The organism is Vibrio xiamenensis (assembly GCF_900100015.1).
Taxonomy (GTDB): domain Bacteria; phylum Pseudomonadota; class Gammaproteobacteria; order Enterobacterales; family Vibrionaceae; genus Vibrio; species Vibrio xiamenensis.
Genome location: NZ_FNDD01000004.1, coordinates 193,174 through 206,641, shown reverse-complemented (window position 1 = coordinate 206,641; position 13,468 = coordinate 193,174). Strand labels below are relative to the sequence as shown.

Sequence of the window (13,468 nt, the reverse complement as noted above, 5' to 3'; positions counted from 1 at the left end):
TGGGTATTAACAATATTAAATGGAATAAAGGGATTTCATGCGAAAGTTTATTATTTTTATTATTACACCGACCAAGGGTTAAATTTCGAGCGCTAAAAACCAAAAATGATAACCGCAGTCAAATTTTAAAAAATCCCTCAAAACTGAGTGTGAACCTCATTGACACCAGTGACGACGGCGCGAATTACCTTTTGCGAACTACTGTTTTGTACTTCAATTTGATCGCCTTCGCTGCCGTTTTCTAAAGCGATACCTTTAGTGCTGGCTTCAAAGCCATTTTGCGCTGCGATCACCACCACTTCGTTGCCTTTCTCCACCCAATCAGGCGCGACGATAAATACCGGGCTGAGAATTTGACCGGTACGCACTTGGCGTCGCGCTTCTCTCCCGGCCGCTTGGGAGAGGCGAGTAAAGACTGACGATTCGTGTTTCAAGGTTTTGGTGACCAGTTGCAGAGCATTGATGTTGACGGTTTCACCGCGGCGAATCACGCTTTTGGCGACCACCACAGGCATGGTAATGGCCGATTTGACGGTGACATTGATTTTCCACGCCGACTGGCTTTGATTGCAGCTCACTAAACGTTTTAGGTGGCCCACGGGCATACTTTGGTTATCTCGCCCTGACACGTCTAAAGGCACTTGGCATGCGGGTAAGTGTTTGGCAGAGCCCGGTACCCAAAACTCGTATTCAGCGTGATATTTCGGCCATTGACGAAACTTGGCCATCTCGGCAATTTCTTTATCCAATGACGCGCGCACCACTTGCTCTATCGCCTGTTCAGTCATCTTATCTTGCGCGCTGACGTGCTGACTTACCAGCAGCATGACCAGCATCATCAGTCGACCAATCATCGGAAACCTTAGCGCTTTCCTCTTCACATTTTTTGCTTCCGTAGAGCGGAAGTTTGGCTTCCTTGTTCTTTTGTAAGTCATTGAATTTAGTCACCTTTATTTATGGCATGTATCTTGTTTAATTCATCTAGTCTCTACGCCGAATGATAAGGAATGACGAAATGGCGATTAATTTTGAAAATGCGTTAGGTGTCCACCCCGACGCGCTAAATTTTCGCGTTCAGCGTACCAAAGTCCTCGCCAGTAACCTAGCAAATGTCGATACACCTGGGTACCTCGCGAGGGATTTAAGCTTTGACACTGTGATGAACGAATTAGCGACTAAGGGCGTGAATCCCGCCGTTCCCAGTTTGCAGATATCGTCTAAATATTCGATTCCATATCAAAACAGCAAAACGGGAAACACGGTTGAACTGGGCGTCGAACAAGCCAAGTTCACGCAAAACAACATGGACTTTCAAACTAGCCTGACATTTCTCAATATGAAATTCAACGGCTTATCTAAAGCGATTGAAGGACGTTAACAATGCCTTTTACCGATATTTATTCGATTGCGGGTTCAGCGATGACGGCCCAAACCGTTCGCCTTAACACCGTTGCCAGTAACTTGGCTAACGCCGATGCGGTTTCCGCTAACGCCGACGATGCGTATAAGGCGCTCAAGCCGGTGTTTGCCACTGTCTATAACAAGACACAGTTGGCGGCGAGTGACAATGCTTATCCGGGTGCGGAAGTTCGCGTGCTAGACGTTGTGCAGTCTAAAGGCAAAGCGGAAAAGCGCTTTGAACCTCATAACCCACTTGCCGATAACGACGGCTATGTCTATTACCCAGACATCGACGTGGTGGCGGAAATGGCCGATATGATGTCGGCCACCCGCAGTTTTGAAACCAATGCGGAAGTATTGGCCAATGTGAAAAGCATGCAACAAGGCCTGCTTCGTCTCGGACAAGGAAGTTAACCATGATAGATCAACTTAGCGCCAAAACTGCGGATACCACCACAACCGCAAACGCGGCACCGCAAGTTAAAGCCAATGCGGCAGATGACAAAAACAGCAAAGAGTCGATGAAAAATGAATTCATCAGCTTGATGGTGGCGCAGATTCAAAACCAAGACCCACTGAACCCGATGGACGGGACTCAGTATGTCAGCCAATTGGCGCAATTCTCTCAAGTGGAAAGCATGGAGAACATGTCTTCCATGCTGCAAAACAGCAATGTGCGTCTTGATAACATGCAAGTGCTGTCAACCGCGGGCTTGGTCGGTCAAACCGTGTATGTTGCGGGTAACGATTTCGATCTTGGCAGTTCACCGCAAAGCGGCAAAGTCGAGCTCGACCAAGATGCCAGCCAATTGAATCTGTTGGTTCAAGATCAGTACGGCCAATCCACCAAAGTGGCGCTTGGCCCGCACAAAGCCGGGGATGTCGATTTTGCTATCGACCCGAAAAAACTCGGTCTTAGCCCTGGTAAATACCAAGTGTCGGTTGAAACCGCAGAGAACCAGCCCCAGCCGAAAATCATGCTGTCAGGCAAAGTTGAGCAAGTTCAAGTGCCAAGTAGCGGCTCGAACGCAGGTTCAACGCTGGTCAATATTCAAGGTGTGGGAAGCGTGCCTTTCTACAATATCGCCCAATTCGGTGCTTAATCGTTTAAGGAAGTTAGAGGTTAATTATGAGTTTTAATATTGCTCTCAGTGGATTGGACGCAACCAACACTGAACTGAACACCATCAGTCACAACATTGCCAACTCGGCGACCACAGGTTATCGCGGCGCGCGTACCGAATTTTCGGCGGTGTACAACGGTTTTCAGCCGGGCGGCGTGGAAGTGTCTGGTATCACTCAGAACTTTGATAAAACCGGCTCAATTACCGGGACTGGTCGTTCACTTGACGTGGCGATCAACGGTAAAGGCTTCTTTATCACTAAAGGCAGCTCGGGCGAAGTGTTGTACTCACGCTCTGGTGCGTTAAATAAAGATAAAGACAATTTCATCGTCAACGACACTGGCGCCAAAATGCAAGGTTACAACGTCGATGGAGACAATAATCTGCAAAGCGGCGCAGTGACTGACCTTAAGCTTAACACCGCGTCACTTAATGCGCGCGCAACAGACCGTTTGGGTTTTGTGGCTAACTTTGACGCCAGTGCTCAAGAAGTGAACCAAGTGGCGAACCCGTTTAATCCAAACGATCCTAACTCGTTCAACTCTTCTTACACCTCACAAGTGTATGACTCACTCGGTAACACTCACACCGTAACGCAATACTTCACCAAAACCGCGCCAAACACCTGGGAAGTGAACGTTCAAGTCGACGGTTCAACCAGCCCTGTAACAACTCAAGACGTGGAATTTAACGAAGACGGTTCACTCGCATCGCCACAAGGCTCTTATGAAGTGAGCTTCCCTGCAGCTGGCGCAGAAGACATGAATATTGCCGTTAGCATCGATGGCAGTACTCAGTTTGGCGCTGAGTTTGGTGTTAGCACTAACAATCCGAACGGTTATACCGCGGGTGACTTAGCCGGTATTCGTATTGAAGGTAATGGCATGCTTTACGCCACTTACACCAATGGTGAATCTCAACTGCAAGGTCAGGTTGTACTTGCCAACTTCGCTAATCCGCAAGGTCTTGGCAAAGTGAGCGGTACGGCGTGGACTCAAAGCTACTCATCAGGCGCACCGATTGTTGGCGCTCCAAGTACCGGTACACTTGGCGACCTCACCCCAGGTGCACTGGAAAGTTCAAACGTGGATTTGACCAGTGAGCTCGTGAGCTTGATGACCACGCAACGTAACTACCAAGCCAACGCGAAGTCGATTTCTACGGAAGACAAATTGACCCAAGCGCTGTTTAACGCGATTTAACGAGACGGTTTATGGATAGCTTTTTATACACCGCAACCTCTGGCGCAAGCCGCGTATTAAAGGCGCAGCAAGTGCACTCAAACAACTTATCCAACGCCGATACCGCAGGTTTTCGCGCAGATATGGAAAGGTTGAAAAGTGTGCCGCTGCAAGGGTCTGGGTTTGATGGCCGCACTATGGTGGTCACCAACTCGGCTACCACGCGTTTTGATTCCGGTGACATTACCAAAACCGGTCGTCCGCTTGACGTCGCCATTCTTGGCGACGGCTTTATTGCCGTGGAAACTCCAGATGGTCAGGAAGCCTATACCCGCGCGGGTAACATCGCGGTGGACGTCAATGGTGCGCTGAGCATCAACGGTTTTGCACTGGTAGGCGAAAACGGCCCTATGGTGCTGCCGGAATATCAAAAAGTTGAAGTCAGCGAACGCGGCCGCATTTCGATTACCCCACCGGGTGGCGGTGCGGAAGTGGAAGTGGGCGCGATCAAATTGGTTCGTCCTGAAATCAACCAACTGCAAAAAGAGAGTGACAGCTTGCTTCATCCGGTTAACGGCGCGCCGCTGGAAGCCGATGAAACGGTGCAAGTGGCACCTGAGCACATTGAAGGCAGTAACGTATCAGCCATTGATGAGCTACTCAATGTCATGTCTCTAACCCGCAATTTCGAAATGCAAGTACGCATGATGAAGGCGGCAGAAAGCTTGGCGCAAGCCGGTAACAAAATGATGAGCGCGAGTTAAGCGACCGCTTACGTAAGGAGAACACATGCACTCAGCACTTTGGGTCAGTAAAACGGGGATGGCCGCTCAAGATTCGAAAATGACGGCAATCTCAAACAACCTGGCAAACGTCAACACGGTCGGTTTTAAACGTGACCGTGTGGTTTTCGAAGACTTGTTTTATAGCATTCAGCGCCAGCCCGGCGCTCAGGTTGACCAAGTTAACCAGTTACCTACTGGTGTTCAACTGGGTAGTGGTGTGCGCGTCGTCGGCACGGAAAAAGTGTTCACTCAAGGTAACACTCAAAACACCAGTCAAGACTTGGATTTAGCCGTCATGGGCCAAGGTTTTTTCCAAATTGAAAACTCCGACGGCCAGATCATGTACACCCGTAACGGCCAGTTTCAGGTCAACTCTGAAGGTTTGATGGTTAACGCGCAAGGTTTGCCGCTGCAGCCACAGATTCAGATTCCTGACAATGCTCATTCTATTTCTGTCGGTACTGACGGCACCGTTAGCATCACCACCGCCGATGACCCAGCACCGCAGCAAATTGGCCAAATCACCTTGGCAAAATTCATCAACCCAGCCGGTCTTGAAGCACTTGGCGGTAACTTGTACCGCGAAACTGCATCCAGCGGCCCGGCGGATGAACTGATTGCAGGCACTGACGGTGCTGGCGCAATCAAGCAAGGTACCCTTGAAGGGTCGAATGTGGCCGTGGTGGAAGAGATGGTGGATATGATCACCACTCAACGCGCTTATGAAATGAACGCCAAAGTGGTTTCAGCGGCGGATGACATGCTCAAGTTTGTCGCCCAGTCGATGTAAGGATAGTCATGTTCAAGAAGGATAGAAGTATGCTGTGGCTTTCGAGAGGATGGGTGGTGATAGCCTTGCTCCTGACAGGGTGCATCGGTCGTCCGCCATTTTTTCCGCCGGAAGCAACGCATCGAACTGAGCCAAAATCTACGCTCATGGGGGATGTTGATACCAGCAAACCTGTGTTGCCGTCGACCGATGAAGAGCGTTTGCCGTATCCGGGTGACCCGCGTTTTGCGCCGCCGGATTTGACGTTCCAAGTACCTCAGCCCAAAGCGGGCAGCTTATATCGTCCTAAATACAACATGACGTTGTTTCAAGATCGTCGCGCTTACCGCGTCGGCGATATGTTAACCGTCAAGCTCTCTGAAGAGACTCAAGCCAGCAAAAACGCTGATGCCCAGTTGGATAAATCAGTCAATCTCGATGTCGGCGAGCCGGAATTTATCGGTAAATCGCTGGATAAAATGGCGGCGTCTGCAGATGGCAGTTTGAGCACTGGCGGCAGTGAAAGCAGTAAACAGGGCGCGACACTGGATGCCACCATTACGGTGACGGTTCACGAAGTGTTGCCCAATGGTTTGCTGCGCATCAATGGTGAAAAGTGGATTCACTTGACCCAAGGGGATGAGTATCTGCGCTTAACCGGCTATGTGCGTTCTGAAGACATCGACCGTCAAAATCAGGTTCTGTCTCAGCGTGTGGGTGATGCTCGCATTACCTATTCTGGTCGCGGCGGCTTGGCTGAACGGAACTCTTCTGGCTGGCTCACCAAATTCTTTAAAAGCCGATGGATGCCTTTTTAATGAAATCTACACTCTCTTTTTACTCAACAGTACTGCTGATTCTATCGGCGTGTTTTCTTAACACCGCCAAAGCAGCGGAAGTTGAGATTCCGATTATGGACTTGGTTGACGTTCAAGGGATTCGCGAAAACCAATTGGTCGGCTACGGTTTGGTGGTTGGCCTTGCGGGCAACGGCGACCGTAACCAAGTGAAATTTACTTCACAGTCGGTGACCAACATGCTGCGCCAATTCGGCGTACAACTCGACGCTAATACTGACCCGAAACTGCGTAACGTGGCATCGGTCAGTGTCACCGCAACGGTTGATCCTATGGCCGGCCTTGGCCAAAAACTCGATGTTGTGGTGTCATCAATTGGTGATGCCAAAAGTTTGCGCGGCGGTACGCTGTTATTGACGCCACTGCGCGGTATCGATGGCGAAGTGTACGCGGTTGCCCAGGGTAACGTGGTGATTGGCGGCGTTTCCGCGCAAGGGCAAAGTGGCTCAAGTGTGTCGATTAACATCACCACCGCCGGGCGCGTGCCGGGCGGGGCGACGCTGGAAAAAGAGATCGCATCGGATTTCAACCAGCGCCCGACGGTGACTCTGAACTTACGTAAGCCAAGCTTTACCACGGCGAAAAACATTGCCCGTGAAATCAACAATACCTTTGGGCCAAACGTCGCAACCGCGATTAACCAATCGCGCGTTGAAATGCGCGCACCTGAGGATACTCAGCAGCGTGTGGTCATGATGTCGATGCTTGAAGACATGAAAGTGGTGGAGGGGCGTAAACCTGCACGGGTGGTATTTAATGCCCGCACCGGCACGATTGTGATCGGCAAAAACGTCAAAATCGGTGAGGCGGCAGTTAGCCATGGCAACTTGACGGTGCGCATTACCGAAACGCCGCAGGTCAGCCAACCCAATCCAATGAGCGGCGGACAGACGACAGTGGTGCCGCGCAGCCAAATTGGGATTGAAGAAGAACAAGCCAAAATGATGGTGTGGCCGCTTGGCACTGAGCTCGACACTATCGTTAATGCCGTCAACAGTTTAGGTGCAACACCGACCGATTTAATGTCGATTTTGCAAGCGCTGCATCAAGCTGGCGCGCTCAACGCTGAACTGGTTGTGATCTAAAGGAGACACAAATGAATTTAGATGGTGTGAATAACCCGGCGCAGTTGAACTCTCTGTTGTATCAAGACAACAAAGGCCTTGAGAACATCAAGCACGCCGCTGACCAGCATCAAGCGCTGAAAACCGTTGCCGGACAATTTGAAGCGATGTTTTTGCAGTTGGTGTTGCGCCGCATGCGTGCCGGTAGTGATGCTATCGCGGATAAAGACAGCCCTTTCTCTAGCCAGCAACAAGGCGTGTTTCGCGACATGTACGACGGTCAGCTTGCGATGGAAATGGCCAAAAAACAGAGTTCAGGCATTGCCGACATGTTGGTCAAGCAGCTGAGTCCAAACGTGCAAGATACTGGTATGGAGCAGGCGAGCAATGTGATTCCAGCGCAAGATGCATTTAATCAGACTGCGCTGGAACGCAAGTCACAAGCTGGTGACTTGCTGGCAAATAATGTTAACGCAACCGAGCAAGTGGTCACCTTATCTAATAAGGCGTCTGGGGCAATCAATTCGACTGCATTTGCCCAGCCACTGATTAGGAAAATGGAGCTGTAACCAATGAATTTGGTCAATATTGGGCTATCTGGCTTAAATGCCAACCGAGTCGCGTTGGACGTTACAGCGCAAAACGTTTCAAACGTTAACACCGATGGCTACACGCGCCAGCAGGCGATGATGGCGACGGTGGGCGGCGTGAAAGACGATAATCTCGATCCAGGTGCGGGGGTGAAAGTGTCAAACATACGCCGTGTGACCGACCAGTTTTTGGTGAAACAAATGTGGTCAACTAAGAGTTCGTCTTCGTACGCCTCTCACTACACCACCAACATGAGCCAAATGGAAAACACCCTTGGCGCTGACGGATTCAGTATTTCCGCCGGTCTCGATTCTTTGTATGCGGCGTTGCACGATGCGACGTCAAAGCCGGAGTCGGTGCCGCTGCGTCAACAAATTCGTAATGAATCGGAAGCGATTGCACGCCGTTTCAATACGCTGACTCAAGCGCTTTATAGTCAGCATAAAGATATGCATGACCAGCGTAATGCGGCGGTCGCCAATGCCAATACCTTGCTGATTAATATCGCGGATGTGAACAAGCAGATCGCTGAAACCAGCGGCACGGGCGGTAACCCAGCGCAGCTTTTAGATAAGCGTGATAACTTGATTCACCAACTGTCTGAACTGGTCGAAATTAAAACTTCGGACCAACACGATGGTACCACTCAGGTGACGTTGGTTTCTGGTCAACCGCTGGTGATTGGCGGCGAGTACGGCACGCTTCGAGCGGTACCGCGTGATGACGATTCGTATCTGGCGCAGATGGAAGTCGATTTCGATAAGCAGACTTTTGCCGTGCCTAACGCGCTAGGTGGTGGTCTTGGCGCGATCAACGATTACCAAAATGAAGTGCTTAAACCGTATATGAATGCCCTTGATGACATGGCTGCAGGCCTTGCCGACATGTTTAATGGCGAGTTGGCTAAAGGTTTGGATTTAAATCGCCAAAAAGGGACGCCACTGTTTAAGTACGACCCGGCACATCCATCACAGAGTTTGGATATTACTGATATCACTCCAGAGCAGCTTGCACTGTCTGGCGACGGTAACCCGGGTAACAGTGATGTGTTGGCAAAATTGATTACGCTAAGTAACCGCCCGGTTGGCGTTGGTCGTTTTGGCAATATGTCGCTCAACGACGCGTTTACTGCGATTGTGGGTGAAACCGCAATTCGCGGTCGTCAGGCGGAATCGGACTATCAAGCGAAGAACGCTATGGATGAACAAGCGGTCGCAGCGCGCGACAACATCTCAGCGGTGAACAGCGATGAAGAAGCGGCAAACTTGATGACGTTTTCAAAAGCGCACGATGCCAACATGAAAGTCATCAGCACCGCCAATCGCCTGTTTGACACTGTTTTGCAGCTATTTTAAGGCCTCAGCATTTAAGGACCCATCATGAGAATCAGCGATACGCAATTTAGTAAGACCATGCTGCAAAGTCTCGATCACAATAATGCCGGGCTTGGCAAAGTGATGCAGGAGATGGCAACCGGTGATCGCCTTACCAAGTTGTCAGACGATCCGATGTCGACCATCAAACTGCTCAACCTTGATCGAGAAGGCAGCGCGATTTCTCAATACAAAGCCAATATTGCCAACGTCAATACCACGTTATCGAGCCAAGAAGTGTACCTTGACTCAGTCAATGAAAGCTTAAAGCACATGCGTGAACTGGTGCTTTGGGGCTCAAACGGCACCATGGACCCAGAAGCGCGCCAAGGCATTGTGACTGAACTGGTTAGCCTTCGTGATGCAATGCAAGCGGCGTTTAATGCTCAAGATGAAGAAGGTCACTACCTGTTTTCAGGTACCAAAAGTGACCAGCCACCTTTGGTGATCAAAAACGGCCAATACGTGGTGGAAGGCAATGGTGACAAACGGGTGGTTACAGTCGCTAAGGGCGTGACCATGGAATCGAACATGACCGCAAAAGACATCCTTGACCTTGATGGCGCTAACGATGTTTTTAACATGATCGATGGATTGGTTGCGGAATTTCAAAGCCCGACCCCAAATTTTCGACCTAAAGTCGAACAAGCATTGCACAGTGTCGACGGCACCATGAATAATGTGCTTATGGCCATCACAGAGATGGGCGGTCGTCACAACAACTTGGATTTGATGGACAGTGCGCACGGCGACAACAAATTGTTCGTCGATAAGCTAACCAGCGATCTTTCGGCGTTGGATTACGCTGAAGCGTCGGTTCGTCTGAATAATTACATGGCCGCTCTCAAAGCGACCCAAGCCAGCTATGTGAAAATCGACGACCTGTCGCTGTTTGACCGCTTATAACCGCTCATATCACTGTGGTGATGGTAAGAAACTAAAGGAATTTTTCATATGGCATTGAGCACGGTTGAAGTCAGACCGCATAGTATTAAATTAACGGGCCAGGAACAGCCCGTCATTACTTCTGCTCGTTCTACTGAATCTGCGATTCGTCCCGCGCCGTCGGCAAGTAAAGGCCGCGCACTGCCGCCTTCGTCTTACTCTGTTTCCAGCATCATGCTCTCGCAAGGCCAGCAAAATGCCACTGAAGTGCAGATCGCCAATAAAGCGCTGCAATTTGTCGGTAAAGAGCTGAGCCATATTAAGCGCGCGTTGTCGCAGGCGCTGACTCAAGGAGACGTACCGGTACAAGAGCTCGGCGAGCGACTCGACCAATCAAAAGGCCGCATTTTAAATGAGCTCAACAATGCCCGTTACGATGGCAAACGAGTGATCGATAACGAGCTCAACGTAAAATTGGATAGCGCCGATACGCGCCGATTTATCGTTCCGGGCTTGAATGTCAATCGTCTGCCGGAAAAGCCCGAGCAAATTCGCTTGGATTTTCCTCAAGGGCGCTCGGTGATGATTCAGTTTGACGGTCAATCCGATGGTCAGCGTCTGATCAAACAGATAGACCGTATTTTGATTCCACTTGGCATGCGCGCTAGTTTGCATGATGACGGCTCGGTTGTGTTTGAAACTACCGAACGTGCTTACAAACAGATGCAAAACAAAGTGTGGGTGACCGGTGAAGGGCACCGTTTTCCAGCCGGGCAAGCTAACGCATTCAATGTCAAGCCACAGCCGGAAGGCATTTCTGAGCTGGGGTTTAATCTCGCCTCGCGCGATGGGATTAAACGCACCATCGCCAGAGTGAACCAGCATCTGCAGCAAGTACAAAAGAGCTTAGAACAAGCGCGTGAGTTCCACAGCGATTTAAACGTCAAAATGGACAACTTGCAAAGCCAAGGCAAGGTGCTGAGCACCGATGAAGTTAACCAAGCGTTGGACGGTTTTGCCGATGCATCAACGCAGTTCACCTCAACCTATAAAGCGCTTAATGCTCAGGCTAACTTGCGTCGTCATTCGGTGGTGGCGCTACTCAAATAATCTCGTCAATCATCAATCAAAAAAGCCCAAATCATGATTTGGGCTTTTTTGTGCGTTTAAAAACAACGTGCTGTTATTGTTTGTAAGCTTAGGGCAGTTGCACCAATTGGTATTTAAGTTCATCCGCGTGGGGAGCATGACTGTCGAGGTCGAGCAAGGTCAGTTGATGATTGCTGACAAAATAGCGATTTTGCAATTGGTCTTCACCGGAAAGTTGCAACACATTGCCATCATCACTCCAACTGACGCTGCCGCTGGTGATCACCGGCGAGCGGTCGCTGCCGATATAAATTTTTTGAATCACATAGGTGTCATTTAAATTTAGGGTTAGGGTAGTGTCGATGCCGCTGCAATCGCCGCACGGCAGTGTGCCTTGATAAACCCCGTGCTGGCTGCTTGGCCCCATATTTGCTGACATCTCGCTCGGCGCATCTGTTGATGCGCTATCGTTGCTCAAAGTGTTTGGCCCAGGCGGCGTTTCGTAATGAGCCTCACGGCTGGGTAATGGCGGCAGCGGTCCATCGTCAAAATCATGGTTGTCGAGATCGCAGCCGACCAGAACAAGTGCCAGAGCGAAGATTGCAAAGAATGACTGATTCATAAGAACTCCCTATAGCGTGCACATTCGCGCAGTTTAAGTGTCAGCCTTTAGGACTAACTCCTTGGTATGAGTTCAGTATTAGGTAAATCGATGGATAAATAGTCAGTCAATGGTTAGGGTGATGGGACTGGCTGTCAGAAGCGTGTAAGTTATTGCATAAGGTTGACGTTTGTTCAAAAAAAAGCCAGCAATATGCTGGCTTGTTTCATTCGTTGACGAGTTTTAATCAGATTGGCTGATAGCGGTGGGGGAGTCGCTGTCGTCAAGTTACCCGTCGTGTAAAGGTTGTACTCGACAGTAACAAAAAAGCAAAAAGGCAAGGCGTTGTATGCCTTGCCTATATGATTAACTTAAACGCACAGCGAAGGTCGTTCGTCGCGAGCAAAAGTTAACTTGCAAAAGGAAGTGCTTACTTCTCTTGTGCTTTCGCTGCCGCTTCGTCTGCTAGCTCTTGAGCACTTTTTGAAGCGTCTTGTGCCACTTCATTGGTTGCATCAGCAGCGTTGCTTGCTGCATCTTTTGCCGCGTCTGCAGTTGCATCGTAAGCGTCAGAAGCCGTATCAGATACCGCGTCGCCTGCGTCTTTTGCAGCGTCTGCAGTTGCATCGTAAGCGTCAGAAGCAGTATCAGCTACCGCGTCACCTGCGTCTTTTGCCGCGTCTGCAGTTGCATCGTATGCATCAGAAGCTGTGTCAGCGACAGCGTCGCCAGCATCGCTCATTGCATCACCCGCATCGCTCGCCATTTCTTTCGTTGCATCAACGGCGTCAGAAGTGGTGTCAGCAACCGCGTTACCCGCATCTTTAGCAGCATCTGCAGTTGCGTCGTAGGCGTCAGATGCAGTATCTGCAACCGCATCGCCGGCATCACTCATTGCATCACCCGCGTCGCTTGCCATTTCTTTTGTTGCATCAACAGCGTCACCAGTGGCTTCGCTGATGTCGTTGCCCATTTCCTTGGCTGATTCTTTCACTGAGTCAGCAGCGTCAGAAGTCATAGTTGCAAGATCTTTAGTCTCTTTGTCAACTTTTTGCGCGGCATCTTGTGCTGCTGCTTTAACTTCGTTTGCGTGTTGGTCGTTAGAAGCTTTGTCACAACCCGATAGCATAAGTGCTGCAGCCAGTGCTGAAAGCGTGAAAATGTGCTTGTTCATAAAAAGGGATCCTTTCAATGTGATCTAATCACTGTGTTCTGTTGCGTATATTATCGGCGCTGTTTACCGTATAAGCGTCAAAAAAATGTCATGCATTACAGGTTGGTGTCAGGTAATTGTTATTTATTGAAAGGAAAGGATTTTGATCTGATTAAACCAGGAAGAAAAAATACAAGAAACAGATGAATGCCAATAATGTGGCGGAAATTGTCGGGTAGATAATGTACGACTCATTACGGGTAGTGCGACTAAAGCACAAAAAGCCCAGCAGAATGTTGTAAAACAGAACAAGGCCGCTGACCACAGTGCCCGCGTTGAGCGATAACATCGGTAGGCGTGACAGAAACAGTGCCAAGATTAAATAGTCGATAACAATAAGCCACAAAAACGCTTTCTTTAAAATGTCGTCATGACTATTCACGGCATAAGGGTGGGGAAAAGACATAGCAAGCTCATCGTTGTTTGGATAAAGGAACTAGGCCATTTTCATAATGGCGCGTGATTTAATTACCTTAGCTCTATTGCAGGCAGCTTGAGAGCTCAAGCTGCCCTAATCATCTTATCCAAGTGTCAA

16 protein-coding genes are annotated in these 13,468 nt (G+C 49.7%); 12 read left to right on the top strand and 4 right to left on the bottom strand.

Annotated features, from left to right (window positions below):
- Positions 1–137 precede the first annotated feature (137 nt).
- Positions 138–854 (bottom strand): flagellar basal body P-ring formation chaperone FlgA, encoded by a 717-nt coding sequence (gene flgA, locus BLS03_RS05445; RefSeq protein WP_245696599.1) that lies wholly within the window; start codon positions 852–854, stop codon positions 138–140.
- A gap of 161 nt (positions 855–1,015) precedes the next feature.
- On the opposite strand from flgA, the gene flgB reads away from it, so the two are divergent.
- Genes flgB through BLS03_RS05385 form a run of 12 tightly spaced genes read left to right on the top strand, consistent with a single transcriptional unit; the run spans position 1,016 to position 11,140 of the window.
- Entirely contained in the window at positions 1,016–1,378 is a 363-nt protein-coding gene (gene flgB / locus BLS03_RS05440; RefSeq protein ID WP_093270502.1) for a flagellar basal body rod protein FlgB, read from the top strand.
- 2 nt (positions 1,379–1,380) lie between these two features.
- On the top strand, positions 1,381–1,815 hold the full coding sequence (flgC, locus tag BLS03_RS05435) for a flagellar basal body rod protein FlgC (RefSeq protein WP_093270499.1): 435 nt from the start codon (positions 1,381–1,383) through the stop codon (positions 1,813–1,815).
- A gap of 2 nt (positions 1,816–1,817) precedes the next feature.
- The gene (flgD, locus tag BLS03_RS05430) at positions 1,818–2,504 is read left to right on the top strand and encodes a flagellar hook assembly protein FlgD (protein ID WP_093270496.1); all 687 of its coding nucleotides are present in this window, start codon (positions 1,818–1,820) and stop codon (positions 2,502–2,504) included.
- Positions 2,505–2,530: 26 nt separating this feature from the next.
- Positions 2,531–3,727, top strand: coding sequence for a flagellar hook protein FlgE (flgE, locus tag BLS03_RS05425; protein ID WP_093270493.1), 1,197 nt, complete (start codon positions 2,531–2,533; stop codon positions 3,725–3,727).
- A gap of 11 nt (positions 3,728–3,738) precedes the next feature.
- A complete protein-coding gene (gene flgF / locus BLS03_RS05420) occupies positions 3,739–4,470 on the top strand; it encodes a flagellar basal-body rod protein FlgF (protein ID WP_093270490.1) in 732 nt (243 codons plus the stop codon).
- Positions 4,471–4,495: 25 nt separating this feature from the next.
- Positions 4,496–5,281, top strand: a complete 786-nt coding sequence (gene flgG / locus BLS03_RS05415; RefSeq protein WP_093270487.1) for a flagellar basal-body rod protein FlgG — start codon at positions 4,496–4,498, stop codon at positions 5,279–5,281.
- Between the two features lie 29 nt (positions 5,282–5,310).
- Positions 5,311–6,078 carry a flagellar basal body L-ring protein FlgH gene (gene flgH / locus BLS03_RS05410; protein WP_093270484.1) on the top strand — a complete coding sequence of 256 codons (768 nt, stop codon included), beginning with the start codon at positions 5,311–5,313 and terminating at the stop codon, positions 6,076–6,078.
- A complete protein-coding gene (locus BLS03_RS05405; RefSeq protein ID WP_176765525.1) occupies positions 6,078–7,202 on the top strand; it encodes a flagellar basal body P-ring protein FlgI in 1,125 nt (374 codons plus the stop codon). Before flgH ends, BLS03_RS05405 begins: the two co-directional genes overlap by 1 nt.
- A gap of 11 nt (positions 7,203–7,213) precedes the next feature.
- The gene (locus BLS03_RS05400; RefSeq protein WP_093270478.1) at positions 7,214–7,750 is read left to right on the top strand and encodes a rod-binding protein; all 537 of its coding nucleotides are present in this window, start codon (positions 7,214–7,216) and stop codon (positions 7,748–7,750) included.
- Positions 7,751–7,753: 3 nt separating this feature from the next.
- Positions 7,754–9,127 carry a flagellar hook-associated protein FlgK gene (gene flgK, locus BLS03_RS05395; protein ID WP_093270475.1) on the top strand — a complete coding sequence of 458 codons (1,374 nt, stop codon included), beginning with the start codon at positions 7,754–7,756 and terminating at the stop codon, positions 9,125–9,127.
- A gap of 24 nt (positions 9,128–9,151) precedes the next feature.
- A complete protein-coding gene (flgL, locus tag BLS03_RS05390; protein WP_093270472.1) occupies positions 9,152–10,051 on the top strand; it encodes a flagellar hook-associated protein FlgL in 900 nt (299 codons plus the stop codon).
- Positions 10,052–10,099: 48 nt separating this feature from the next.
- Positions 10,100–11,140, top strand: coding sequence for a flagellin (locus BLS03_RS05385; protein WP_093270469.1), 1,041 nt, complete (start codon positions 10,100–10,102; stop codon positions 11,138–11,140).
- An 88-nt stretch (positions 11,141–11,228) separates the two neighbouring features.
- Here the strand turns inward: BLS03_RS05385 and BLS03_RS05380 are convergent, their stop codons facing one another.
- From BLS03_RS05380 to BLS03_RS05370, 3 genes are all read right to left on the bottom strand, one after another.
- Positions 11,229–11,741: a copper resistance protein NlpE gene (locus BLS03_RS05380; RefSeq protein WP_093270466.1), complete on the bottom strand. Its 513-nt coding sequence runs from the start codon at positions 11,739–11,741 to the stop codon at positions 11,229–11,231.
- 409 nt (positions 11,742–12,150) lie between these two features.
- Positions 12,151–12,894: a hypothetical protein gene (locus BLS03_RS25890; protein ID WP_176765524.1), complete on the bottom strand. Its 744-nt coding sequence runs from the start codon at positions 12,892–12,894 to the stop codon at positions 12,151–12,153.
- A gap of 151 nt (positions 12,895–13,045) precedes the next feature.
- The gene (locus BLS03_RS05370) at positions 13,046–13,339 is read right to left on the bottom strand and encodes a hypothetical protein (RefSeq protein WP_093270463.1); all 294 of its coding nucleotides are present in this window, start codon (positions 13,337–13,339) and stop codon (positions 13,046–13,048) included.
- Positions 13,340–13,468 lie beyond the last annotated feature (129 nt).

What these genes read in the sequence shown, in the direction of transcription:
- flgA (WP_245696599.1), bottom strand. Translation starts at nt 854, where the DNA reads ATGATTGGTCGACTGATGATGCTGGTCATGCTGCTGGTAAGTCAGCAC.
- flgB (WP_093270502.1), top strand. Translation starts at nt 1,016, where the DNA reads ATGGCGATTAATTTTGAAAATGCGTTAGGTGTCCACCCCGACGCGCTA.
- flgC (WP_093270499.1), top strand. Translation starts at nt 1,381, where the DNA reads ATGCCTTTTACCGATATTTATTCGATTGCGGGTTCAGCGATGACGGCC.
- flgD (WP_093270496.1), top strand. Translation starts at nt 1,818, where the DNA reads ATGATAGATCAACTTAGCGCCAAAACTGCGGATACCACCACAACCGCA.
- flgE (WP_093270493.1), top strand. Translation starts at nt 2,531, where the DNA reads ATGAGTTTTAATATTGCTCTCAGTGGATTGGACGCAACCAACACTGAA.
- flgF (WP_093270490.1), top strand. Translation starts at nt 3,739, where the DNA reads ATGGATAGCTTTTTATACACCGCAACCTCTGGCGCAAGCCGCGTATTA.
- flgG (WP_093270487.1), top strand. Translation starts at nt 4,496, where the DNA reads ATGCACTCAGCACTTTGGGTCAGTAAAACGGGGATGGCCGCTCAAGAT.
- flgH (WP_093270484.1), top strand. Translation starts at nt 5,311, where the DNA reads ATGCTGTGGCTTTCGAGAGGATGGGTGGTGATAGCCTTGCTCCTGACA.
- BLS03_RS05405 (WP_176765525.1), top strand. Translation starts at nt 6,078, where the DNA reads ATGAAATCTACACTCTCTTTTTACTCAACAGTACTGCTGATTCTATCG.
- BLS03_RS05400 (WP_093270478.1), top strand. Translation starts at nt 7,214, where the DNA reads ATGAATTTAGATGGTGTGAATAACCCGGCGCAGTTGAACTCTCTGTTG.
- flgK (WP_093270475.1), top strand. Translation starts at nt 7,754, where the DNA reads ATGAATTTGGTCAATATTGGGCTATCTGGCTTAAATGCCAACCGAGTC.
- flgL (WP_093270472.1), top strand. Translation starts at nt 9,152, where the DNA reads ATGAGAATCAGCGATACGCAATTTAGTAAGACCATGCTGCAAAGTCTC.
- BLS03_RS05385 (WP_093270469.1), top strand. Translation starts at nt 10,100, where the DNA reads ATGGCATTGAGCACGGTTGAAGTCAGACCGCATAGTATTAAATTAACG.
- BLS03_RS05380 (WP_093270466.1), bottom strand. Translation starts at nt 11,741, where the DNA reads ATGAATCAGTCATTCTTTGCAATCTTCGCTCTGGCACTTGTTCTGGTC.
- BLS03_RS25890 (WP_176765524.1), bottom strand. Translation starts at nt 12,894, where the DNA reads ATGAACAAGCACATTTTCACGCTTTCAGCACTGGCTGCAGCACTTATG.
- BLS03_RS05370 (WP_093270463.1), bottom strand. Translation starts at nt 13,339, where the DNA reads ATGTCTTTTCCCCACCCTTATGCCGTGAATAGTCATGACGACATTTTA.